Annotated in this window: 19 protein-coding genes and 1 pseudogene; 9 read left to right on the top strand and 11 right to left on the bottom strand. The window is 62.8% G+C overall.

Annotation, left to right across the window (positions count from 1 at the left end; genetic code table 11):
* Positions 1-55 precede the first annotated feature (55 nt).
* From GY40_RS21935 to GY40_RS27280, 8 genes and pseudogenes are all read left to right on the top strand, one after another.
* On the top strand, positions 56-856 hold the full coding sequence (locus GY40_RS21935; RefSeq protein ID WP_038367033.1) for an IclR family transcriptional regulator: 801 nt from the start codon (positions 56-58) through the stop codon (positions 854-856).
* A 169-nt stretch (positions 857-1,025) separates the two neighbouring features.
* Positions 1,026-2,078, top strand: a complete 1,053-nt coding sequence (gene ugpC / locus GY40_RS21940) for an ABC transporter ATP-binding protein (protein ID WP_038367036.1) — start codon at positions 1,026-1,028, stop codon at positions 2,076-2,078.
* Between the two features lie 71 nt (positions 2,079-2,149).
* Entirely contained in the window at positions 2,150-3,088 is a 939-nt protein-coding gene (locus GY40_RS21945) for a carbohydrate ABC transporter permease (RefSeq protein ID WP_038367038.1), read from the top strand.
* Positions 3,089-3,098: 10 nt separating this feature from the next.
* Entirely contained in the window at positions 3,099-3,947 is an 849-nt protein-coding gene (locus tag GY40_RS21950; protein WP_038367040.1) for a carbohydrate ABC transporter permease, read from the top strand.
* Positions 3,948-4,005: 58 nt separating this feature from the next.
* Complete coding sequence (locus tag GY40_RS21955; protein WP_081925599.1) at positions 4,006-5,304, top strand: ABC transporter substrate-binding protein; 1,299 nt, start codon at positions 4,006-4,008, stop codon at positions 5,302-5,304.
* A 67-nt stretch (positions 5,305-5,371) separates the two neighbouring features.
* Positions 5,372-6,220: a fumarylacetoacetate hydrolase family protein gene (locus GY40_RS21960; protein WP_038367046.1), complete on the top strand. Its 849-nt coding sequence runs from the start codon at positions 5,372-5,374 to the stop codon at positions 6,218-6,220.
* A 131-nt stretch (positions 6,221-6,351) separates the two neighbouring features.
* A complete protein-coding gene (locus tag GY40_RS21965; RefSeq protein WP_156116042.1) occupies positions 6,352-7,116 on the top strand; it encodes a fumarylacetoacetate hydrolase family protein in 765 nt (254 codons plus the stop codon).
* Positions 7,117-7,292: 176 nt separating this feature from the next.
* Positions 7,293-7,421 (top strand): annotated as a pseudogene (locus tag GY40_RS27280) (aldehyde dehydrogenase family protein); the annotation flags it as partial.
* A 336-nt stretch (positions 7,422-7,757) separates the two neighbouring features.
* Here GY40_RS27280 and GY40_RS26740 read toward each other — a convergent pair.
* The gene (locus tag GY40_RS26740) at positions 7,758-8,567 is read right to left on the bottom strand and encodes a GntR family transcriptional regulator (protein WP_156116043.1); all 810 of its coding nucleotides are present in this window, start codon (positions 8,565-8,567) and stop codon (positions 7,758-7,760) included.
* 646 nt (positions 8,568-9,213) lie between these two features.
* On the opposite strand from GY40_RS26740, the gene GY40_RS21980 reads away from it, so the two are divergent.
* Positions 9,214-10,638, top strand: a complete 1,425-nt coding sequence (locus GY40_RS21980) for a porin (protein WP_248311255.1) — start codon at positions 9,214-9,216, stop codon at positions 10,636-10,638.
* 1,120 nt (positions 10,639-11,758) lie between these two features.
* Here GY40_RS21980 and GY40_RS21985 read toward each other — a convergent pair.
* The 10 genes from GY40_RS21985 to GY40_RS22030 form a co-directional block, all read right to left on the bottom strand.
* Positions 11,759-12,232 (bottom strand): DUF4189 domain-containing protein, encoded by a 474-nt coding sequence (locus GY40_RS21985; protein ID WP_038367053.1) that lies wholly within the window; start codon positions 12,230-12,232, stop codon positions 11,759-11,761.
* Positions 12,233-12,241: 9 nt separating this feature from the next.
* Positions 12,242-12,913 carry a hypothetical protein gene (locus GY40_RS21990; protein ID WP_038367056.1) on the bottom strand — a complete coding sequence of 224 codons (672 nt, stop codon included), beginning with the start codon at positions 12,911-12,913 and terminating at the stop codon, positions 12,242-12,244.
* Between the two features lie 13 nt (positions 12,914-12,926).
* The gene (locus GY40_RS21995; RefSeq protein ID WP_038367058.1) at positions 12,927-13,505 is read right to left on the bottom strand and encodes an invasion associated locus B family protein; all 579 of its coding nucleotides are present in this window, start codon (positions 13,503-13,505) and stop codon (positions 12,927-12,929) included.
* An 8-nt stretch (positions 13,506-13,513) separates the two neighbouring features.
* Complete coding sequence (locus GY40_RS22000; RefSeq protein WP_038367060.1) at positions 13,514-17,410, bottom strand: YadA-like family protein; 3,897 nt, start codon at positions 17,408-17,410, stop codon at positions 13,514-13,516.
* Complete coding sequence (locus GY40_RS27285) at positions 17,410-17,829, bottom strand: hypothetical protein (RefSeq protein WP_081925601.1); 420 nt, start codon at positions 17,827-17,829, stop codon at positions 17,410-17,412. Before GY40_RS27285 ends, GY40_RS22000 begins: the two co-directional genes overlap by 1 nt.
* Before the next feature lie 313 nt (positions 17,830-18,142).
* Positions 18,143-19,195 carry a LysR family transcriptional regulator gene (locus GY40_RS22010; RefSeq protein ID WP_081925602.1) on the bottom strand — a complete coding sequence of 351 codons (1,053 nt, stop codon included), beginning with the start codon at positions 19,193-19,195 and terminating at the stop codon, positions 18,143-18,145.
* Between the two features lie 236 nt (positions 19,196-19,431).
* On the bottom strand, positions 19,432-20,160 hold the full coding sequence (locus tag GY40_RS22015; RefSeq protein ID WP_051988412.1) for an amino acid ABC transporter ATP-binding protein: 729 nt from the start codon (positions 20,158-20,160) through the stop codon (positions 19,432-19,434).
* A 7-nt stretch (positions 20,161-20,167) separates the two neighbouring features.
* A complete protein-coding gene (locus tag GY40_RS22020) occupies positions 20,168-20,878 on the bottom strand; it encodes an amino acid ABC transporter permease (RefSeq protein ID WP_038367065.1) in 711 nt (236 codons plus the stop codon).
* Positions 20,878-21,576, bottom strand: coding sequence for an amino acid ABC transporter permease (locus GY40_RS22025; RefSeq protein ID WP_038367067.1), 699 nt, complete (start codon positions 21,574-21,576; stop codon positions 20,878-20,880). Before GY40_RS22025 ends, GY40_RS22020 begins: the two co-directional genes overlap by 1 nt.
* Positions 21,577-21,609: 33 nt before the next feature.
* Positions 21,610-22,422, bottom strand: coding sequence for an ABC transporter substrate-binding protein (locus GY40_RS22030; protein WP_038367270.1), 813 nt, complete (start codon positions 22,420-22,422; stop codon positions 21,610-21,612).
* Between the last annotated feature and the right edge of the window lies 1 nt (position 22,423).

Genomic DNA, 22,423 nt, shown 5'->3' on the forward strand with positions numbered 1-22,423 from the left:
CAGCGGATCGTGCTAATGGAATGTCGTTCCAACAACCTCTTGCTACAGTGGTGCCATGCGGCTTGTCAAATCCCTCGTCGAACGCTGCTTCGACCTCATCACCCTGCTGAGCGAGAATGCCGGCGCGATGCCGCTCGGAGAGATCAGCCGCCGCCTGGATGTGCCGAAAAGTGCGGCGCATCGGCTTGTCACCACCCTGTGCGACCTCGGATGGGCCGAGCAGGACGCCGATAGCGGCTTCTACCGCCTGTCGTTGCGCTTGGCCGTGGTTGGCCAGCGCCTTCTGGTCGGGACGCGTATTCCGGACATTTGCCAGCCCATTCTCGATCGATTGGCAAGCACAACGGAAGGTCTTGGCAGGATCGCTATCGTCGATCCTGACGGACTAACCTGGATTGCTCATTCGCAAGGCGCCAGAACAGGATTGATATACCAGCCGGAGCTTGTCGCAAAAGTTCCCCTTCATATGACGGCCAATGGTAAAGCTTGGCTGGCGACGCTCGATCGCGACGAGGCCCTCGCCCGAGCCGTCGCCAGCGGGCTGGGGACATCGGACAAGGGAGGTCCTCGGGTCATCACGACGAAGCAGACTTTCTCGGCTGCCCTGGACGAGACGCAGGAGCGAGGCTGGGCCACTGCGATCGAAGAGGCCGAGCCGGGCGTTGCCGCCGTGGCGGCTGCAATCCGCGTCGGCGAGCAGGTCGTGGGCACCGTAAGTGTTGCCGGCCCGATCCATCGCTTTTCCCCCCTTGTCGTTCCACGAGTGGGGGAGCAGGTAAAGGCCGCTGCACAGGAGCTTTCTGCCCTCTGGCCGTACCGAATTGCCTCCTCCGTCAGGCAGGCGACCACGGCGTAATCGCCATAAAATATTGATAATGTTATATATTTTATGATTCGTGCCGCAGGGGTGCGCGGCGCGAGAGGTTCGAATTGACATTCAGCATGCTAACGGAATATCGTTCCATTAACAGCCAGGTCCTGGCCAACCAAAAAAATGGCCGCTCAGAGGCCGAGGGAGGAAACGAGTGGCTAATGTTGAGCTCAACGCGGTCCGAAAGGCCTATGGCACCGCCGCTGTCATCCACGGCGTAACGGTCGACATTCGCGACGGTGAGTTCGTGACGTTGGTCGGGCCGTCCGGATGCGGAAAGTCGACCTTGCTGCGGATGATCGCCGGCCTCGAGGATATCTCAGGCGGGGAGATCCGGATCGGCGGCAGGACGGTGAACAGCGTTCCACCGAAGGAGCGCGACATCGCGATGGTGTTCCAGAACTACGCGCTGTACCCCCACATGACCGTCGCGGAGAATATGGGCTTCTCGCTGAAGCTCAAAAAGGCTCCGAAGGACGTGCGTGAAGCGGGCGTCAAGCGCGCGGCGGAAATCCTCAGCCTGACCAAGCTGCTTGATCGCTATCCGCGCGAACTTTCGGGCGGCCAGCGGCAGCGCGTCGCCATGGGGCGCGCCATCGTTAGAGATCCCCAGGTCTTCCTCTTCGACGAACCGCTGTCGAACCTCGATGCCAAGCTCCGCGTGCAGATGCGCACCGAGATCAAGGAGCTGCATCAGCGCCTCAAGACCACGACCGTTTACGTAACCCACGATCAGGTCGAGGCCATGACCATGGCCGACAAGATCGTCGTCATGCATGATGGAATTGTCGAGCAGGTCGGCGCTCCGCTAGAGCTCTACAACAACCCCGCCAACATGTTTGTGGCTGGCTTCATCGGATCGCCCGCGATGAACTTCCTGAAGGGCCGCTGCGAGCGAGGTCGGTTCCTTCTGGAAGATGGGTCGGTTCTGACCCTGCCGGCCGGCTTGGAGCATCTGTCGTCCGGCGCCGTCTACGGCGTCCGGCCCGAGCATCTCGTCAGGAGCGACGGCGGGCTGGCTCTCACTGTGGCCGTCGTCGAACCGACGGGGGCTGAGACGCAGGTCATTGCGCGTCACGGGTCCCAGAGCATCGTTTGCATTTTTCGGGATTCAGATCTGCCGCAGCCGGGCGACATCATTCGGGTCAGGCCGGATGTTTCGCGGGTTCACGTGTTCAGCGAACAGGATGGCCGCCGCCTTTCCTAAGTACCGAAGACTTTGCTCCCTGGCGGCATCGCGAATGCAGCCGTGGTCGAGAGAACTCATACGGAACTGAAATGTCAGCAAGCCACACACAGGCCGCGACCGCCACTCCCGGGGCTGGTCTTCTTGGCGACACGTCGGACACGCAGAGCCGAGCTCGCTTTTCGTGGATCCCCTATCTCTGGTTCGCGCCAGCGATCGTCGTCCTGTTTCTGGTTACGCTCTATCCGACGTTCTTCGTTGGTTGGTTGAGCTTCCAGAAAACGCGGTACTACGAGCTCACAGGGTTCGTAGGCCTGGCGAATTTTTACGAGGTCTTCGGCTCGTCGGCGTTCTGGAACACGGTGTTTGTCTCGCTGGCCTACGTCGTCGGATCGCTCGCTGGCGCGGTGGTTCTCGGGATGGCCGCAGCCCTCGTGCTGAACAACGCCGGCGCGACCGGTTCGGTCCTGCGGGTGTTCATTCTGTTCCCCTGGACGCTGTCGATGTCGGTCGTGGGCAGCATATGGCTTTGGCTGCTGAACCCGTCATTCGGGCCTATTCCCTACCTGATGCAGGCCGTGGGGATCGAGCCTGGTCTCATGTTGGGTGATCCGGGCCTCGCATTGCCCCTGATCATCATCGTCACCGCATGGTGGTCCTTTCCCTATGTGATGGTCATGGCCACCGCTGCCATGCAGTCAATTCCCAAGGAGCTTTACGAAGCCGTGGAAATTGACGGCGGCGGGGCGCTCGTCAAGTTTCGCTATGTCACCCTGACGCACATCCTTCCGACATTGGGCAGCACTGCACTGACCCTGTCGATCATGTACCTGACCCTCATGACGCTGATTATCGTCATGACTGGCGGCGGTCCATTGGGTTCAACGACGACATTGAGCTTCGAGGCGTTCCGCGGAACCGTTCAGGCCGTCAATATTGGGCCCACGGCTGTCGTCTCCATCGTTGTTCTGTTGATCAACGTTGCGCTCGGTGTGGTCTACACCCGGCTTACTGGCCGCGTCACTGGATAGGATCTGTCATATGAGCGCCGCCATATCCTCCGGTCGCCCGAATGGGCGAATCCCCGCAATCCTCCTGTCCTTCATCTTTGCGGTCATTGTGCTCGGGCCTGTGGCGTGGGCCCTGGCGACTTCGTTCAAGACCGAAGTCGAAGCCGTGGCCGTGCCGCCGACGCTCTGGCCCAGCACTGCGACATTGGAAAACTACCTCAAAGTGTTTCGCGACCAGTCGTTCCTTCGGGATTTCTGGAATTCCGTCGCCTATTCCGTTGGCGCCGTGGCTCTCGCCCTGCTGGTCGGGATCCCCGCGGGCTACGCAGCCGCGCGCTTCTCGTTCAAAGGCAAGCGCACTCTGATGCTGACGATTCTGGCAACCTCGATGGTGCCGGGCGTCGCGCTCCTGGTCCCGACGTTCTACCTGCTCGACTCGATCGGGCTGCTCAACAGCGGGATCGTCGTGACGATCATCCTGTCGGCGAGGATCATTCCCCAGACGGTGTGGTTCATTGCGAACTTCGTCGAAGCCGTTCCTGTGGAGATTGAAGACTCCGCCTTCATGGATGGCGCAAACCGCTTTCAGATCATCTGGCACCTCATCCTTCCGCTGATCCGGCCGGGCATCGCCGCAGTCGCAACCATCGGCATCGTCACGACCTGGAACGACTACATCACGGTTGCCGTCTTTGCGCCCGAGGTCGCCAAGCGGACTCTTCAGGTTGCGCTGGTCAACCAGGTCTTCGACGCGGTCGGCATCTCGTGGTCTTACATGATGGCCTTCGTCGTCATCGCATCCATGCCGGTCATTCTCATGTTCGGTCTGGTTCAGAAGTGGTTCATCTCCGGCCTTACGGCAGGGGCTGTGAAAGGCTGATCGGCAGGAATTCTTACCCGCGCGCCAGAATTACCAACGAGAGAGAGGGGAAACACTCATGAGCGCTACGTCACGACGCACATTGATCAAGGCAGCAGTCGCATTGACCGTCTGCGCCGGCGTATCCGCTTCCTTCACGGAGCGCGCCGCCGCCCAAGCGACGGAAATCGTCTACTCGACGTTCCTCGACCCCAATAATGCCAATGATCCTCGGTCTGCAGCCCAGACGAAGATGATTCAGGCTTTCGAGAGCAAGCACCCGGACATCAAAATTCGTCTTCTGGTCGATCCCACGGGCCAGACGGTAACAAGGGCGGTCAAATCCCGCAGCGAAACGCCCGACGTCATCCGGGTCGTCAGCTTCGGTCTTCCCGAATACGCGGCCACGGGCAATCTCCTGGCGTTGAACGACCTCGTCAAAAAGGATGGGATTCCGGATGACGACTGGTTGCTGCCGCTCTCGACGGCGCAGATCGACGGCAAGCTCTACGGCCTCCCCCAGGACTTCCGCATCCCGATCCTGGTCTACCGCAAGGGCGCCCTTCAGGAAGCGGGCGTGACGCCGCCGACGACGTGGGAGGAGGTCTGCGCGGCTGGACCAAAGTTCAAGCAGCCGAACATCAACGGTTTCGCCGTCCCGCTCGGCGCGACCGGCGGCATTGGTGGTGCCCAAAGCCTCGCGGAGTTCTTCCTCAGCACAATGCTCGTGGGCTCGGACGGGCGTTACTTCGCGCCGGACGGCAAGATCGCGTTCTCGAAAGAGAACTTCATCCGCGCCGGAGCGACCATCAAGGACCTGTTCACCAAATGTAAGGTGACGTCGCTGCGCAGCGCGCAGATGGGGATCAACGAGGTCCATGACGGCCTTCGGTCCGGCACGATCGCGATGACGAATTTCGGCTTGTACCGCTTCAAGACGGTCCAGACGCAAGGAGCAGGAGACGATCTGGCCTGGGCCCCGGCCCCGTCCTACATGCCGTCGGACAAGCAGACCGTCTACAGCTATTCGATCGCCCTGAACAAGAATTCCAAGAAGCAGGATGCCGCCTGGACCTTCATGAAGTTCGTCATCTCCCCGGAGGCGCAGGTGATCGCGGCCGAGGGCGGCGAGGTGGTTTCCAGGAAGTCGACCTATACCGCGCCCTATCTGCAGAGCGAAGCCGCTGCGAACCAGAAGCGCTGGGCCGAACTGGTCAGTCAGCGCGGCCAGGCGGTCTCTTATTCGCCCATTCTGTCGACCTTCCACACCATCCTTGGCGAAGCTTTCCAGAGGATGGTGCTGAAGGATGAGACGCCCGAAAACGCCTATGCGGAAGTCGTCAAGCGCTACGACGAGGCGCTGACCAAGGCGCAGTGATCGCACCACAAGGCCAGGCGGGTGGGACGGGCATTCCTGCCCACCCGCAGTTCATGGAGAGTCACATATGAAGTTGTTTCGCTACGGACCGGCGGGCGGGGAGCGGCCTGCTCTTCTCGAAAGCGACGGCACGATCCGGGATCTCAGCGGGGTCGTTCAGGACGTCAACGGCGCGACCGTGACCCCCGATGGACTTCGACGGATTGCAGCGCGCGACCCCAAAACGCTGCCTGTCATTGAGCAGGTCGATCGGATCGGCCCCTGCCTCAGCGGCGTGGGCAAGTTCATCTGCATCGGGCTCAATTACATCGATCACGCGCGAGAGACGGGCAACCAGGCGCCCGCCGAGCCCGTCGTGTTCATGAAGGCGACGAGCGCGATCGTCGGCCCCAACGACAACATCGTCCAGCCCCGCGGGTCCACCAAGCTCGACTGGGAGGTCGAGTTGGGGGTCGTGATCGGAACCAAGGCAAAATATGTGTCGGAGGCGCGTGCCCTCGACCATGTCGCGGGCTACTTCCTCGCCAATGACGTGTCTGAACGGGCGCTGCAGAGCGAGGGCACCGGTCAGTGGACCAAGGGCAAGAGCTGCGACACCTTCGGGCCGATCGGGCCTTGGTTCGTCACCGCTGACGAGGTCCCGAACCCTCAGGCGCTGCGGCTTTGGCTCGATGTCGATGGCGTCCGGCGCCAGGACGGCACGACCGCGAACATGATCTTCAGCGTCGCTCAAATCGTGAGCTATCTCAGCGGGCTCATGACGCTTCACCCCGGCGACGTGATCATCACGGGAACGCCGGCTGGCGTCGCCCAGGGAATGAAGCCTCCCGCCTATCTGCGCCCCGGGCAAGTCATCACGCTCGGCATCGAGGGACTGGGCGAACAGAGGCAGACCGTCATCGCTGACGCAGCCTGATCACATCTCCGCGGTGAGCGATCCCTCCTGCTGCAGTGTCAGTGCGATCGCTCATCGATCGGAGCACAGCGCGAGCAGTCAACTCTCCGTGTCGTCATCGGCCTGGATAGGCCATAGGCAAAGAGGTCAGAATGGCTCTTGAGCATTCGCGCCCTTCCGAAAACCAATCTTTCGCAGATGAGCTGGTCCGCGCCCATCTGACTGGAAAGAGGGTTGCTTCCCCCTCGATGCCGGTGCCGCACAGTCCAGTGAGTGCCATGCAGGTACAGGCCTCGGTGCAGGAGCGGCTTGCTCGACCCGTGGGTGGCTGGAAAGTGGCGATAGGGCCGCAGCAATTGCCGGTCGCCGCCCCGCTCTTGTATCTATATCCCGACGCGGCGGAGATTTCCCTGTTCCCCGACTGCACCATAGAGGTCGAGCTCGCGGTTCACCTCCGTCAAGATCTTCCAAGGCGTGAGACCGGGGCTTATCAGCGCTGCGATATTCTTGATGCGATCGAGAACGTCGTGCTTGGAATCGAGGTCATCGGCGGACGGTTCGACAGCGCGGCCAGCGTGCCATTCCTGTCCTTTCTCGCGGATAATCTCGGAAATAGGGGGTATGTCGTTGGCGAAAGCGTCCCGCTCTCCGCCCTCAGCGAGATCAATGGCCTCGCATGCGACGTGATGCTGAACGGACAGCCTCTCTATGAGGCCCCTGCATCCCATCCCGCGGGAGATCCGTTATTGCCATTGCTGGCTTATGCAAACGCGCAAAGCGACAATCTCGGAGGATTGAAGGCGGGACAGCTCGTGACCACGGGGAGCCTTTGCGGCGTCCTGCCGATCCGCGCCGCTGGGCTGTTGGAAACTCGTATTTCGCAGCTAGGCCGGATTTCCGTGCGCTTTTCTGAATAGTGCCGGATTTCGCTCGCCGCGCGCATTGAGGGCAGACCCTCGTTGCGTGTCCACTCCGCTGACGGGGGTGCCGGTCGACCCCACGCATCAATCAAGCCGGCGTAAGCCTTTTTTGAGCCCGGGGTCGCCCGACGGCTAGGTCGAGTAGCAAGATGTGCCGCTTGTCTGAACTTCATAAGAACCCGCTCGTCGTGCTCGACGACGCCGATCTGAAGGTCGCCGTCGAGATCGCGGTCAACGGCGCCTTCTTCTCCACCGGCCAGCGCTGCACCGCGTCCTCGCGCCTGATCGTCCAGGCCGGCATCCGCAGCTTTGGAAAACGGCACTCCCGCGCGCGCGAAGAATGGCCGGGGCGACGCGTTTTTCGCCGCGGTCACAACAGCATTACGTAATTGAATTGTCTTCGACCGAGACGCTCGGGCGCGAAACGGCATGAGAAAGCCCATCCGCCGCAATTCTTGATCTGGACCGCAAAATTCTTTCGAACGAATCGGTTTGAGCGTCCGCTTTCCGACCGTGGCTCAATGACCGCTTCTGGCGCAAAGCCGACCATGTATTGGATGGAAAACAGGACACTCCAGAGAGGCAGGCCATCTGCAGGGGCGGCCCTTCAAGCAGAAATTTTCGTGCAAAATCCCAGCCTAATTGATGCAAATGGAGCGAGCGCCGCCGCCATTGGCGGATAGCAGCGATCTCAGGTCGACGTCCTCGCTTTCACGATCCGTAATCAAGGACTTGCGTAGCAGGCCAAGAAATTCTCCGATCATGGAAAGGGCTTTTTCCGATTCCTTTTCCGCGATTCGTTTGATGAGCAAGGATTGAAACCGAGCATCGGCCGATAGGAGGCCGCTTCTGTCAAAAAACGATTGTGCGAGAACATATCTGACGGCAAGGCGGGCTAACAGGTGCGTCAACAGCACATTGCCGTAGACTCCAGCCAGCAGAATCCAAAACTCTGCTCTTAGCTGAAGAGCTCGATCGTGATTGCCTGACGAATCGAACTCAGACTGCACCTTGATGTGCTCATCCAGCAAAGCACGATGCTCATCGGAAATGACAACGTCTGAATGCACCAATTGGGTCACCAGATGCGTAACCGTCATCGCGAACACTTCCTGCGTCGAGCGTGCGTCCGACAGGTCCAGGACGGCAATGAATGCGCCGCGGTTTTGTGGAAGGTGAACCACCCCCTCCTGTTCTAGGATGTTAAGAACCTTGCGAACAACCGTGCGGCTGACGCCGAAAACATCTCCTATAATGCTCTCGTTCAGTTTTGTGCCCGGACGAAGCTTTCGTTCGGCAACGCAACGCCAGAGCCGCGCATAAATTTGAGCCTCGACACCGCTCAGTGGCACAACACGAAGTGCTTCCGCGGGCATCCGAGAGAGCGCTGGTGAGAGAAAGCTCTCGTTCTGTCGATTCATCAGATCCTGATTGCCGTAATAGACCACATCAGCTCGCCTGGTTGCCCAGGAAGCCGCGTGCAGTCTGCCCCTTTCACGATCACGTTATCATGATTGGCAGGCCAGAAAAGCCCCTTGTTCACAGGGGACAAGGTTATTCTGGGCTGCATCCGGATTGCTTTAAAAGGATTGCGGGCTCGGTTCCCGTCCAAAAGCCCCGTCCTCTGGACGCAATGCTATCAGGACTTGCCCGCGTCGCGGTAACGATCCACCGCAAACGTCTTCTCTGAGGCCTGACTCGCGCGATCTTACTCGCTCGATCTATTTCTTATTTCGCAGGAATCTCAATGATGGGAACGACGATCGGGATTATTGTTCCCTGAAGCAGATCATATTTCATGCTGGCGCGGTTTCGATCGCATGAGCGCACTCATGCGATTGGCGCAGCATCGCGCCCTCGGCTCGGCGGACAAGTCATCCGCACAGTCGCCGCGTATGTCGAGGCTTTTCCAATCGATTCAATGGCGCGATGAGATACAGGATTGCGGATTCGCCCGGCGCAGCGCCAGTGCCAAAAATGCAACATCTGTCGCGTAAGAGAGTCTGGATCTGATATTCAGATTGATCGGATTTATGTCAACATTGTATCCAGAAAGTGCGCCTACGTCAGCGACAGGCGGTTCAATGCGGCAACATGGTGTCGCTCCGACTTAACTTTTTGGAGGTTTATCAAATGAAGCTCGTCAAGAGCCTCCTCCTCGGTTCCGCCGCCGGCATCGCCGCGGTCGCCGGGGCTCAGGCCGCCGATCTTCCTTCGCGGAAGGCCGCTCCGGTCGAATACGTTCGCGTCTGCACCGCCTACGGTGCCGGCTTCTTCTATATCCCGGGCACCGACTCCTGCCTGCGCATCTCGGGCCGCGTTCGCGCCGAGTACGCTGTCGGCAGCCGCTACAGCGACTACCAGGATGCCTACGGCACCCGCGCCCGTGGCCGTCTGAACATCGACGTCCGCACCGCGACCGCCTACGGCACGCTGCGCACCTTCATCCGCTACGAGCTGACCAACAACACCGGCATCTACGGCGCCGGCGGCATCACCCCGTTCAACGTCGGCGCGACTGTCCCGGGCTTCGTCCGCGGCGCTTCGTCGACCTCCACCGGCTCGCTGCTCGACCTGGCCTTCGTCCAGTTCGGCCCGATCACCGCTGGTCGCGCTCAGTCGTTCTTCGACTTCTATGCCAACGACCTCGGCTTCAACTCGGTTCGCACGTCGGATACGCGCGTCAACCTGCTGGCCTACACCGCCACCTTCGGTTCGGGCTTCTCGGCCACGATCTCGGCGGAAGACCGCACCTCGGGCACGTCCGGCCGCGAGCTGCCGGGCGCGGCCTTCAACCCGCTGGTCGGCGGCGCCGCTGCTGCGGCCGTCGTCCAGGGTCAGGACTACCCGGATCTGATCGCGTCGCTGCGCGTCGATCAGGGCTGGGGTTCGGCTCAGCTGTCCGGCGCTGTCGGCCAGCGTAAGTACGCCACGGCTGCGGCTCTCGGCGCTGTCGACGGCGACGAGATGGTCTGGGCCATCCAGGGTGGCGTGAAGATCAACCTGCCGATGCTCGCCGCTGGCGACGCCTTCTGGCTGCAGGCTGCTTATGCTGACGGCGCTCTCGGCTATCTCGGCTGGAGCCCGGGCAGCCTGGGTCTCGGCCGCATCGGCGGTCTGGTGCTGGCTGATGCCGCGCTGAACCCGGTCACCGGCAATGTCGACAACTCGACCGGCTGGTCGGTCGTCGCGGCGTTCCGCCACTTCTGGACCCCCACCCTGCGCACCGAGATCTTCGGTTCGTACTCCGAGGTGAAGTTCAAGTACCTCGACGCGGCGGCGGTTGCTTTCGGTGGTCTCACCGCTCGCTCGGCTGATCCGAAGGAGCTCATCCTCGCTGGTAACCTGATCTGGTCGCCGGTCTCCGGCCTGGATATCGGCGTCGAAGTGCTCTACTCGCACCTCGATATCCGTTCGCCGGTCGGCAGCGTGAGCAACGCCGCTGCTCGCAGCGCGGTCCTCGGCATCAAGTCGGAAGACTCGGTCGCCGGCCGCCTGCGCATCCAGCGCGACTTCTGATCGCCTCTCGCGATCCTAGTCGGAAGCCCCGGGGAAACCCGGGGCTTTTTTTCTGGCGGCATTCCTCTCCGGCACCGGCTTGATCAGCATTGTTATCGCCACTCGATCTTCATCGACCCGCAGCTTGCTGTGCCGCAACCTCCCGGATCCGTATCCCGTTTGCGGGGAGCGGCTTGGGGGTAGCTATCATCCAGATCGAGTTGGGGCGGAGACGGGCCAAAGCCAGTTGTTCAGATAATGGAATTTGTCCACCAATCCGATTGAGAATGATTCATGAGTCAATTCGATTCTGTATTGACTAAGTGCGGGGCACATGGCACGTCTGATGGTAGACAATGATCCGATCGAGTTTCGAGACCCGACCCTCTATTGTCTAAAAGCGGCCTGCGTTGCCCAATCAGCGGAGGCTAAGTGAGTACTCGATAGTATTCGCTGACAGCTGAAGATGTGGAGCGCGCCGACCCCGGCGCCTCCACATTTGTTGCGTTAAAGCATGCTCGGTTCGGTTATCACGGCGGGTGCAATTGGCGCCGTGCCGAGGCCCCAGCCAATGCGAGTTCCTCCGCCTGACATCTCGGCTTTTCCTGCGTCTGGAGAGTCTCTCCATGAACGACGAAAAGCACGTTCGAATCGAACATCCGCTCCCAGGCACGCCTCCAGCATCCGCTTCTGGCGCGATCCGGCCCCGTTGGGAAATAGTTGCAGAGCGGCGCTATGGAGCGCTCCCTTCCCGCGCATCCTTCCTTGGGCGGCCGAGTGTTCGCAGTTCTGTATCGGTATGACCGAAATGGCGCGCCAAAAGGTTCGAACTCAATCCTGCGGAAGGGGCTATTGGCGTCAGATCGCCGCTGCTAACGAATGCTGGAATCGGTAGTTGCGTGCCCTCGCAACCACCGATGCAGACACTCCCGCGAGCCCGCTTCGGGAGTGTTCGTTTTTGTAACCCCGCCAAGGGCTTGCCGCCCGGTCTAAGCGAAGATCGTGCCGAGCTCGCCGCGCAGCGTCGCAAGTCGCGCGTCGTCGCGTAGCCCCGTCCGCCCATGCGACCGACTGCGTCGAGCGTGGCAGGGTCGAAATGGTTTTATCGCAGGCGACCCAACCCGTTTCTTCGAGCATCGCGTCAGGTGCACACCCATTCGCGCACGACACACCGCGTGCCTATCCGCTCGCAAGCCTGCACAGCTCGATCCTCGGCCTGCTGGCGCGTCGACGCGGCCTTTGCGCTCCACGGCGTGATGCGCTCGCCCTTGCCCTCGGCCACGGCGAGCGCGCCGCAGTGATGGTAGGGGAAGCCGGTGCGATCATCATCGTCCCAATGGCGATGATTGCGAAAGACGCTCACGACGACGCATTCGTCGCCTCCAGCCCGCCGGCAATGCGCGAGAGCCAGATCCGCCGCCTCCTGCCGCTTGTCGGCGCCCCAGAAGAAGCCGTGCTTCTGGTCGGCGCTCGAATAGGCGATCGCCGCCCAGATGCCGCTTTCCTTTGATGCGGGCGGCCCCTTGACCGGTCTGGTCTGAAAATCGGCTGCGCCGAGCTGACCCGAGCAGGCGAGAAGCACGCCGATTGCTGCAATGGCAGAGCCGAGTTTCATCTTGGCACCTTATTTTCGGGCGGCCGAGGCTACGGAAACGACGACGCAGCCACTCGCTGTCGGGAGGAGCATCGCGTTTCCGCCATTATTGGCGAGAGCGTAGACGGCGACTTGCCCAAGGTTGCTGGCGAGCCGGCTGCCTTGCGGGAGAACGGAGGGAAGCTCGGCGCATGAGGCGGAGAAGGGCGCCACCCGAACCATGGTGCCTTCGCAAGCCGACTGCGTCGGCGCGGCGAAGACGATGCCGGCGGCCGGTCCGTTATAGTTTTGGGTGGTGTAGCTCATGCCGACCAGGGCTTGCACGGCGTGACGATCCGCAGCTTCGTTGCTCCAGGTCGACTGGACGTCGTATTTCGCGCCGCTCGTCAGCAGCTCTCCGAGAACCGGAAACACCGTGGAGCAACTCTTCAAGCCCGCCTGCCTTGCATGTTGCAGGAAGGGCGTTTCGGGGCGAGCCTGATCGGCCTTGTTCGTTTCCGCGATCGCCGATTGCGAGACGAGGTTTCGGATTGCGCTGTAATTCATCGAGCCGTAGGCGAGCCCACCCAGGATGACGACGCCGATCGCCGAATAGATCGCGATCCGGGTCCATTTGCGTTTGGGCGCGAGGCGGTCGTCGACCTGACCTGACCGGTCCTGCTGGCGCGACATGATCCGGTCGTGGATGGATTGCTGGTTCATCGGGACTGCCTGTTCATCTGATCGCCTCGACTGCCTTCGAGAGTCCTCTGAGCGTAGCCGCCGAGATCGTGGTTGTTCCGCGGGGCGTCTCGTAGGAGATCTGCGGCAGCGCACCCTTCGAGATTTGCTCTCGCACGACCGGCCCGACCGGCAGCATCCCGACGCAGACCGTCGCATTGCAGCCATCGAGCTGCACCTTGAGCGGATTGGCCTGGCCCTGGAATTTCAGCGATATCGGGCCGGGATTCGTCGCATCCGGCGCAGTGCGCAGAATCATGTAGGGCTTGCCGTCCTGCGTGGCCGCAAGCGACCAGCTAAAGGCCAGATGGCCGGCCGAATCCTCGATGGTCTGCGTGACGTTGCAAACCTTCCGACGGGTCTGCAGGTTTTCGTCACAGATCAGCGTCCAGTTCTCGAAGGGTTGGATGATGCGACGGTAGGCTCCCAGCTTCACATCCGGCGGCACCGCCACGTCGGAAGGCTTGACCCTGTAGTTGGCGCCGGCCGGCACCTGTCCAGCCGAGTATTGGCCGGACAGGAACAGGCAAGCCATGGCCATGAGCCAGAGGGAGAGGGCTCGCTTGCCGACCATGCCGCCGCTCAGTTCAGAGTGAGGCTGACGCCGGCGCCCACGCCCCATTCACCCCCGCTGGTCGCGCCGGTCAGGTTGGCGCGGACGCGGCCGTTCTCGCTGGTGTAGCCGGCGCCGAAGGCGAGTGCGCCCTCACCGCGCCAGGCGCCGCCGCCCGCTGCCACGCTGAGCTTGCCGGGACGATCGTCGAAGCGCAGCGACGCCGCGGCAAGCCCGACCGCCGCGGCCTGCCTCGCCTCCTGGCGAGCCGCACGAATGCCCTGGTTGAGCTGCCCGAACTTCTGATCGGTGTAGGCTTTGCCGGCCTCGGTCACATTGGCGAGCTGGCTGTCCGTATAGGATTTGGCCTCGGCAACGCCCTTGTTCAACTGGTTGACATTGACCGCGTCGGTCCCTGCCACGCCCTCGGCAACTTTGGAGATGACGACCGGTGCGTTGGGATCGCCGCCCTGCAGCGTGATGCTGTTTTTCTTACTGCCGTCGATATTGGTGTCATAAAAGACGGCGCTGTTGGTGATGTTGCCGATGCCGCTCTGGAGGCTCTCGATCGCCAGGTTGCTGGCGTAGAGCTGCGAGCCGTTGATCGCGTCGGTGCTGGTCGCCGAGATCCGGCCGGCCGCGACGTTGGTCAGCGTTCTCTCCGCGCCCACGGAACCGATGCTCACGGTGCCGACCGGTGCGGCGCCCGCGAAATTATAGGTCGTGCCCCGGATGGTGGTGCTGGCGGTGCCGACGGCCGCATCCGTCGCGGAGCCCGCGCCCAGTGCGACGCTGTTGGCGTTGTTGCTGGTCGCGCCGGCGCCGAGAGCGAGGGATTGGATGCCGTTCGCCGTCGAGTTCGTGCCGAGGGCCACGCCGTCGGCGAGATTGACCGTCGCGTTCTGGCCGATGGCGATGCCGCCCGGTGCCGTCATCTGCACGATGGCGCCATTGCCCATGCCGATGCCGTTGTCGCCGTTGACGGTGGTACGCGGACCGACCGCGACCGAATCGAGGCCGACGGCCGCCGAGTCGGTCGCGGTCGAATTGGCGTGGAAATACATCGTTCCCGTCACCGCGAAGGAGGCCAGCGAGTTCTTCAGCTGACGTAGCGTGACAGCGTCCTGATCCTCAGTGCCGTCGGCGACATTGATGATCTGGCGATAGGAGGTGGCGGTGCCCACCGAAAGCGCGCCGAGCAGCGTCTTGTCCGTGGTGTTGTAGAGAACGATGCCGGTGCCGGCGATCACGGATCCCGACGTCGGCGCGATGGCGCGATCCGAGAGGGAATCGGCGCCGAGCGCGATGCCGCCGAGGATGGTGGCCTGGCTGTTGCGGCCGAGTGCGAGCGACCCGTCGGCGAAGGCGGTCGCCTGGTAGCCGACTGCGGTGGAGCCTATCCCCTGAGCGGAGGAGTCGGCGACCGCAAGCGTCCTGTCGTTGGTGCGAACGTACCGGATGCCCTCACCGTTGGCGTCCGTGTAGACGGTCGAGACATTGCCGGCGATGTTGTTGATCGTCGAGCCGAGCGTGGCGATGTTGGTCGTGTTCGTCGTCACCTGCTGATTGGTCGCGAAGAGCTGCGAGCCGTTGACCGCGTCGGTCGAGGCAGAGGTGAGCTGCCCGGCCGCGACGTTCTGGATCTGGCGCTCGGCGCCGGCCGAGCCGACCGAAAAGGCGCCGCCCGCCGGGTTCGCACCTGCGAAGCTGTAGGCGGTGCCGCCGATCGTCGCGCCCGCCACCGCCGTCGTCGTGCCCGACACCGAGTTGAGGCCGATGGCGACGTCGCCGGTGTTGACGGACCTCGCATTCGGGCCGATGGCGACGGAATCCGTCCCGGCAGCCACCGAATCCGGCAGGGCCGAATTGGCGTGGAAATACTTGATGCCGCCGCCGGTGGTGATGTTGTTGACGGTGCCGGCGAGACCATCGACCGCCTGGTTGGTGGCGAAGAGCTGCGAGCCGTTGATCGCATCGGTCGAGCCGCCATTGATCCGGCCCGCCGCGACGTTCGTGATGGTACGCTCGGCCCCCACCGCGCCCACGCTCACGGTCGACAGCGGAGTGGTGCCGGCGAAGCCATAGGTCGTGCCGTTGATCACGACGTTGGCCGTCGGGACCGCAACGGCCGTGACTGCGCCGGAACCCAAGGCGACATCACCGGAGTTGGCTGCCGCCGTCGCGCCGTTGCCCAGCGCGATGTTGCCGATGAAACCGGCCGCACCGGCGGTGGAGCCATTGCCCAGCGCCACTGAGCCTTGCCCGATCGCCTTGTTGTTGTTGCCGATCGCGACCGCTCCGGCGGCTTGGTTGGCCGCCGTGGCGCTCGCCGTGCCGTCACTGTTGGCGATGTTGTTCGCGCCGCCGGTGAAGGCGCCGGTACCGCTGGCGTAGCTGGGATCGCCGATGGCCACCGCGCCGTCGCCATATGCGACGTTTTCGGCGCCGATCGCGACGGCCTTGCCTCCGCTCGCATTCGCTCTGGTACCGATGGCGACGGCATCGGCAGAGCTCGCACTGGACTGGAGACCGACTGCAACGGCGTTGGCCGCGGATGCCGACACATCGGTGCCGATGCCGATGGCGCTCTGTGCGCTGGCGCCTGCTCCGAAGGTGCGCGAGCCGAGATAGATGGAGTTCAACCCTGACGCGCTCGCCGAGACGCCGACGGCGATCGCATTCGTGGCGCTGGACGCGGCGCCGATGCCGAGCGCGGTGCTGGCGATTCCGCTGGCATTGGCGCTGACGCCGGCAGCGAAAGAATTGTCTCCCGACGCATTCGCGCCGGACCCGAAGGAGGAGGCGTTCTGGCCGCTGGCAATAGCTGTGTTGCCAACCGCCGTGCTTGCAGCGGCAGTCGCATTCGCGGCAGTGCCCATAGCGGTGCTGGCAGCGCCGGAGGAGACCGCGTTGGTGCCGACCGCGATGCTGTTGGGCAGAGCCGTGTTGGCCTGCACACCTGCGACCGCGCCGAGACCGAGGGCGATGGACTGGTTGCCCCAGGCCCTGGCGTTCCGGCCCATCGCCGTGGCGCTCGTGCCCGTCGCCTGGCTTTGCCGGCCGATTGCGGTGGCATCGACCTCAGACGCTCTCACATCCGTGCCAATGGCGATGGCGCTCTCTTGAAGGGCGCCCATTCCCGCAACGGTCCGGTTGCCGAGATTGACCGAGTTGATCGCGGTTGCTGTCGCCTGGAAGCCGATTGCGATGGCGTTCTGGTTGCTTGCGATGGCGTTATTGCCTTGGGCGATCGAATCCAGCCCGGATGCGGTCGCTCCGTGCCCGAGCGCGGTGGCGCGCAGCCCGGTCGCCCGGGTGACATAGCCGATCGCCGTCGATTCCAATCCGTCGGCGCGCGCGTTCAGGCCAAAGGCGGCCGCGTTTGCGGCTGCAACCGAGTTGACGCCAATAGAGCTTGCTCCGTCCGCGGTGGCCTGGGCATTGCCGCCTATGGCGAGGGCATTGACGCCGTTCGCGCGCGCGAAGACACCCATGCCTATGGCGTTGAGGCCACTGACGGCCATCGAATAGCCGATGGCGATCGTAGCGTCGCCTGTTGCGTTGTTGGAGGTGCCCAATGCCACGCTGTTATTGCCATTCGCCGTGGCAGCGTTGCCGATGGCGACGGCGTTGCCGCCTGTCGCCGAACCGCCCCATTGTGCATTTTGCGCCTGCGCCGGCGCCGAGAAGGTCAGCACGGCGAGCGCGGCCAGGCCGCTGATCGCACCGGCCGAACGTAACCCTCCGCCAATCCCCAATGTCCCAAGCCCCAGCCCCTTGCGGCTGAGGCCGAGCACGCGATGGGCCATGCGCAGCACCGCCATCAGCCGGCGCCGCAGAGCGCGGCCGTCGCCGCCTGAAACCCAGTTGCCGGCGAAGCCACCGCGCAATCCACCTGGCGTGCGTCTATTCGTGCAGTCGGTCATCAGCCCACGTGCTCCTTGGCCCCGCTCGAAAGCTCTCGATGTGCCGCATCGGCTTTGGCGTTGATCTGATCGGTTTGGTCGCGCTGTTCCTTCAGCGTCGCAGCAATTTTTGTTCCGTGCTCTTCCGCCAGATCGAAGGCTCTTTCGATCCATGGCTCGCCGGCTTTCGGCACGGTGCACAAGGCCGCGTGAGCGCGCTCGGGCGGCAGCTTCCGCCCGACGAGGGCATTGCAGGCCGTGAAATGGAGGGCCGGCTCCCGCTCGGCGTAGAATGGGGCAGTCAGGCCAAGGACAAGCCGCGCGAAGAGGAAATCAATCTCCGGGGCTGTCAGCCGATCAGCGTATTGCCGCTGTAAAGCGGTCCATGCCATATCGGATTTCGAGCAAATTAATTCAAATTCCGAAGTTATTTCGCTCATATGCCAAGTCGACCGCCATGCAGATGACCATTTGGACATCTGTTGCTACTCATGACTGTGCGTCTGCGTAAAGCGCCAATTTTGCCTCTTTGAAGACACGAAATTAGCGCATTGCGCCGCAGCATAGGTTACGGCTCATGAAAAGCGGCAAACGTTAGCCGCGAGGCGCTTTGCATGCGCCTTGCGCCTGATTGCCATGCTTTATGCGCATGAATTGCTTCTCATCGACGGCGGGGTGCGCGCCTGCGCATGCCTCGCCATTTAGGCCTCGGCGGCTCGCCTTTTCCTGATGCGCCGCGGAATCACCCGACGGTCAGGGTCTTTCGCCTTCCCCGTCTTGGCCCGAGCGGGATTCGCGTTGCTCGAACGCTCTCAAGGCATCGCATACGGCTGCAGCGAACGCCGCCGCGGCCGGCGACAGGTCGCGGTCGGGTAATTTGCAGCAGGCGAGCACATTCCGCGAAAGAAGAGCGTCGTCGATTTCGACATGGCTCAGTCGCCCCCGATCCTCCTTTTGCTCTCGCCCGGTCACGACGCTGACCCCGACCCCGCATTCCACAAGCGAATGGATCAGCTCGAAGGAGTTCGTCTGCACGATCTGGTTGACCCGTGCCTTGGAGCCGCCGAACGCGATATTGAATATCTGCCGTATAAACCCCGAGCCATCGGGCAAGATGAGATTGTGTCCGCCGAGGTCTGAAAGCGTGACGGACGGACGCGCCGCGAGAGGATGATCAGGCGAGGCGATCATATACATCTTGAGAGGGATGCTCTCTATGTATGAAAGCTCTGCTTCCGGGGAGAAATTATAAGCAACTGCGAAATCTATATCGCCATCCTTCAGCCGCGAAACGAGCTCCCGCGTGCTGTCGACCTTGACGTCGAAGGTTATATTCGGATGGGCCTGATGAAAACCTTTGATTGCCTCCGGCAATATGGTGTTTACGATCACATCGTTGAATCCGACCGTCACGTGCCCGCGCCCGAGACCCTGCAGCGCAATAATTTCATCGTTTGCCATGCGCAGTTCGTTGATCGCCGAACGCAGGCGGGACTGCAGGATGCGTCCCGCTTCCGTCAGTTGCAGCCCGGCTCGACCGCGCGCCCTTTCGAACAATTTGACGCCGAGGTCGGTCTCGAGATTGCTGACCTGCCGGTTGATCGCCGACGCCGCGATGCGCAGGGATTCCGCCGCAGCGCGAAAGGAGCCACGCTCGGCCACCTCGGAGAAGTAGCGCAGCGTGGTCGAACCCACCAATTTAGGAATCACCGGATGCTCCGATAGCCATGCAACCGCCTGGTTTCCCGTCAAAAAGTCATAGGGATTGCGATCCTGATGGCGAACAGCTCTCGCCATTCCGTCCATAAGGCGCGATTACGTTAGGCGACTGTCAATCGGTTGGCTTGTCCCGGCACGCATCGGCGGGGCAGGTTGCAGTTTGAGGTGCGTCATCGCAATCACCGCTCGCTCCCTCGTCGGTGTCCGCTTCCGGGCAGTGACCCAATGTCTGGTTGTGGCGCTCGGTTCCCGAGAAATCGTTCTGTTGCCGTGGGTTACGCTTCCCGATGGCTGCCGTCGCAGTCCCTATCTTCGCCAGACACTCAGGTCGCGCCGACTTTCTGGAGGAATGCTCCCAGTCGTGACTGCGCTGCGCGACCCGCGAGTTCCGCCGGTTTACCACGCTCGATCACCCTGCCGGTTTCCATGAACCAAATCTCGTCCGCGACCTCGCGGGCGAAGCCGATCTCGTGGGTGACGCAGATCATGGTCATACCCGCGGCTGCGAGCCGCTTCATTGCGGCCAGTACCTCGCCGACCATTTCGGGATCGAGCGCGGAGGTCGGCTCGTCGAACAGCATGACTTCCGGGTCCATCGCCAGCGAGCGGGCGATGGCGACGCGCTGCCTTTGCCCGCCCGAGAGAAGGCCGGGCATCTCGTTTGCCTTCTCGGTCAGCCCGACTCGGGCAAGTTCCTCCATGGCGCGCTCGCGTGCCGCCGCCTTCGACATGCCGTGCAATTTGGTCAGGCCGAGCGTGATGTTGCCGAGCGCGCTGAGATGCGGGAACAGGTTGTAGGCCTGGAAGACGAAGCCGATGCGCTGGCGCAGGCGGTTGATGTCAAGGCCGCGTGCGGCGACATCGGCACCATCGACCAAGACGCGCCCACCCTGGACCTTCTCCAAGCGCGTGACGGTCCGGATCAGGGTCGACTTGCCGGAGCCGGACGGGCCGACCAGCACCTTGACCTCGCCGCGGCTGACCTCGCCGGAGATTCCGGCGAGCACCTGGAGCGTCCCGAACCATTTGTCGACGTTTTCAAAGCGGATCATGGCTTCCTCACGCCGCGACGACGATGCCGGGCGCGCCGCCACGGCCGGCCGAGATGCGCCGCTCGATCAGGCGCGCCAGCGAGGTCAGCGCGAAGCAGAGCGCGAAATAGGTCAGCGCCAGGATGCCGTAGACCTCGAAAGGCTGGGTCAGCAGGACGTTGTTGACCTGCGCCGCCGCGAAGGTGAGCTCATGGGCGCTGATGACATAGCCTAGCGAGGTTTCCTTGATGGTCGAGACGAACTGGCTGACCATGCTCGGCAGCATGTTGTGCAGCGCCTGCGGCAGCACGACCTTGATCGTCGTCGGCCAGTAGCGCAGGCCGAGCGAGGTCGCCGCCTCGGTCTGGCCCTTGGGCAGCCCCTCGATGCCGGCGCGGATGATCTCGGAGAGATAGGCGGCTTCGTAGACGACGAGCGCGATCACCAGCGTCTCGACCCCGCCGACCGCCCGACCGATGATCAGGGGCGAGAAGAAATAGGTCCAGAAGATGAACATGATCAGCGGCAGGCCGCGCACCGTGTGCACGATCGCGGTCGCCGGCAGGCGCAGCCAGCGATAGGGGCTGAGACGCGCCAGCGCCAGGCCGATCGCGAAGGGAAAGCACAGCGCCAGCGAGAGTGCGGCCATGAACAGCGTCATGACGAGGCCGCCGATCGGCCCGTGCGGATACTGCCCGACAAGGAAGAGCAGCCAGTTGTTCTGCAGGATCTCGAGCATCAGCGCGTCTCGAGCCTGAGGCGATGGCCGGACCAGCTGCCCAGCGCCATGATGCCGAAGGAGATGGCGAGATAGATCGCGGTCGCGACCGCGAAGGCCTCGAAGGTCTTGAAGGTGTAGCTCTCGACCTCGCGCGTCCGGTAGGTCAGCTCGCCGACGCCGATCGCCATGGCGAGGCTGGTGTTCTTGAACAGCAGCAGGGTCTGGTTGATCAGCGGCGGCACGGCGATGCGCAGCGCCTGCGGCAGCACGACATAGCCCATGGCGCCGAGATAGCCGAAGCCGATCGAGCGGGCCGACTCGTACTGGGCCTTCGGGATCGAGCGAATACCGCTGCGGATATCCTCGGCGACATAGGCCGCCGCAGCGAGGCCGAGCGCGATCGCCGCCAGCAGGAATTCGCCGTGATGGGCGTTGATCCACTGCCGGGCAGGGCGCGGCAGCAGCGAGGGCACGCCGAAATACCAGACGAAGATCTGGACCAGCAGCGGCACGTTGCGGTGGTACTCGACATACAGAGCCACGAACCAGCCGAGCGGCGGGAACGGAATCATCCGGACAAGCGTCAGGACGATCCCCATCGCCATGGCGAGGCACCAGGCGACCGCCGTCAGCGCCAGCGTGGTGGCGATGCCGATCAGGAACCAGTCGAGATATTTCCCGGTCAGCACGCTGCCGATATCGAAGACATAGCCCATCGATCGGCTCCCCTCCGATGCCCTGCCGTCAGATCAGCCCCTGATCTCTTCGATCTTGTAGTCGCGCTTGATGTCGAAGGCCGTGCCCGGGCCGAACCACTTCGAGAAGATCTTGTCGATCTCGCCGGAGTCTGCGGCCTTGGCGAGGGTTTCGTTGACCAGCGTCTTGAAAGCCGTCTCGCCCTTGCGCAGGCCGAGCCCCCAGGGTTCGACGAAGAGCGACTTCTCAATTACCAGCATCGGCACCTTCGACTGCTTGGCGAGCTTCACCAGGATGAGCTCCGAGCCGCAGAAGGCATCGACCTTGTCCTGCGCCAGCGCCAGGAAGGCGGAGGAGGTGTCCTGGAAGGTCACGGTCTCGGCAGTCGGGATCAGTCGGCGCACGCCCTGTTCGGAAGACGAGCCCTTGATCGCCGTGATCTTCTTGCCGGCCAGCCCCTCCAGCGAGGTGATGCCGGTTTCCTTGGTGGTCAGCAGCTTCTGCTGGCTGACGAAATAGGAATGGGAGAAGTCGATCTGCTGGGCGCGCTCGGGCGTATAGCCGAGATTGGCGGCGAGGATGTCGACCCGGCCCTGCAGCAATTCGGGAATGCGCGCCTCGACGGCGATGCTCTTCAGCTCAAGCGGAACACCGACCGCGTCCGCGACCTTCTTGCAGATGTCGACATCGTAGCCGACGATCTCGCGGGTCTGCGGGTGCTGGAAGGAGAATGGTTCGGAGGTGCCGAGCGTGCCGCAGATCAGCTTGCCGCGCGCCTTGATGTCGGCGAGCTGGTCGGCCTGGGCGGCTCCGGAGAGGCCGGCGGCGAGGGCGGCCGCAAGGCCGAGAACCGAGAAGAGCTTCATC

Origin of the sequence: Allobosea sp. UNC402CLCol, assembly GCF_000745475.1 — a bacterium.
GTDB classification, from domain to species: domain Bacteria; phylum Pseudomonadota; class Alphaproteobacteria; order Rhizobiales; family Beijerinckiaceae; genus Allobosea; species Allobosea spartocytisi.

What these genes read in the sequence shown, in the direction of transcription:
- GY40_RS21935 (WP_038367033.1), top strand. Translation starts at nt 56, where the DNA reads ATGCGGCTTGTCAAATCCCTCGTCGAACGCTGCTTCGACCTCATCACC.
- GY40_RS21945 (WP_038367038.1), top strand. Translation starts at nt 2,150, where the DNA reads ATGTCAGCAAGCCACACACAGGCCGCGACCGCCACTCCCGGGGCTGGT.
- GY40_RS21950 (WP_038367040.1), top strand. Translation starts at nt 3,099, where the DNA reads ATGAGCGCCGCCATATCCTCCGGTCGCCCGAATGGGCGAATCCCCGCA.
- GY40_RS21955 (WP_081925599.1), top strand. Translation starts at nt 4,006, where the DNA reads ATGAGCGCTACGTCACGACGCACATTGATCAAGGCAGCAGTCGCATTG.
- GY40_RS21960 (WP_038367046.1), top strand. Translation starts at nt 5,372, where the DNA reads ATGAAGTTGTTTCGCTACGGACCGGCGGGCGGGGAGCGGCCTGCTCTT.
- GY40_RS21965 (WP_156116042.1), top strand. Translation starts at nt 6,352, where the DNA reads ATGGCTCTTGAGCATTCGCGCCCTTCCGAAAACCAATCTTTCGCAGAT.
- GY40_RS21980 (WP_248311255.1), top strand. Translation starts at nt 9,214, where the DNA reads ATGGTGTCGCTCCGACTTAACTTTTTGGAGGTTTATCAAATGAAGCTC.
- GY40_RS21985 (WP_038367053.1), bottom strand. Translation starts at nt 12,232, where the DNA reads ATGAAACTCGGCTCTGCCATTGCAGCAATCGGCGTGCTTCTCGCCTGC.
- GY40_RS21990 (WP_038367056.1), bottom strand. Translation starts at nt 12,913, where the DNA reads ATGAACCAGCAATCCATCCACGACCGGATCATGTCGCGCCAGCAGGAC.
- GY40_RS21995 (WP_038367058.1), bottom strand. Translation starts at nt 13,505, where the DNA reads ATGGTCGGCAAGCGAGCCCTCTCCCTCTGGCTCATGGCCATGGCTTGC.
- GY40_RS22000 (WP_038367060.1), bottom strand. Translation starts at nt 17,410, where the DNA reads ATGACCGACTGCACGAATAGACGCACGCCAGGTGGATTGCGCGGTGGC.
- GY40_RS27285 (WP_081925601.1), bottom strand. Translation starts at nt 17,829, where the DNA reads ATGAGCGAAATAACTTCGGAATTTGAATTAATTTGCTCGAAATCCGAT.
- GY40_RS22010 (WP_081925602.1), bottom strand. Translation starts at nt 19,195, where the DNA reads ATGGACGGAATGGCGAGAGCTGTTCGCCATCAGGATCGCAATCCCTAT.
- GY40_RS22015 (WP_051988412.1), bottom strand. Translation starts at nt 20,160, where the DNA reads ATGATCCGCTTTGAAAACGTCGACAAATGGTTCGGGACGCTCCAGGTG.
- GY40_RS22020 (WP_038367065.1), bottom strand. Translation starts at nt 20,878, where the DNA reads ATGCTCGAGATCCTGCAGAACAACTGGCTGCTCTTCCTTGTCGGGCAG.
- GY40_RS22025 (WP_038367067.1), bottom strand. Translation starts at nt 21,576, where the DNA reads ATGGGCTATGTCTTCGATATCGGCAGCGTGCTGACCGGGAAATATCTC.
- GY40_RS22030 (WP_038367270.1), bottom strand. Translation starts at nt 22,422, where the DNA reads ATGAAGCTCTTCTCGGTTCTCGGCCTTGCGGCCGCCCTCGCCGCCGGC.